The organism is Nonlabens ulvanivorans, assembly GCF_000732625.1.
Classification (GTDB): Bacteria; Bacteroidota; Bacteroidia; order Flavobacteriales; family Flavobacteriaceae; genus Nonlabens; species Nonlabens ulvanivorans.
Genome location: NZ_JPJI01000035.1, coordinates 1 through 346 on the forward strand (window position 1 = coordinate 1; position 346 = coordinate 346).

General features: G+C 34.7%; 1 pseudogene. It reads right to left on the reverse strand.

The annotated features are described in order from the left end of the window. Positions 1-192: pseudogene (locus IL45_RS14545) on the reverse strand (5-dehydro-4-deoxy-D-glucuronate isomerase); the annotation flags it as partial. Positions 193-346: the final 154 nt, after the last annotated feature.

Here is a 346-nt window from a genome sequence, read left to right on the forward strand (position 1 = left end):
CGTTTCAAGCTTTAATGGTTTAGTAGGAACTGCGCCACCAGCGATATATCTGTCATAATGTGTATAAACCAGATTGATCTCGCCTCCTACCATAGGCTTGTCAATTAAAAATTCATCTCTTAGTTGAGTCGTATTATAAGCTTTTACAGCTTCTGGACTGTTTGCGTATCGTGTTTCAAATTTTGTAGACATGATATAATTTTTGTGCTTGAGTAAAATTTCAAGCCATTAGTTTTAATTTTTAAGCTAGTGATCTTTTGATTCCTAATTCTAGACCTCTTAATTCTGCAAGACCGCGTAAACGTCCTATTCCAGAATAGCCAGGATTAGTTTTCTTTTTTAAATC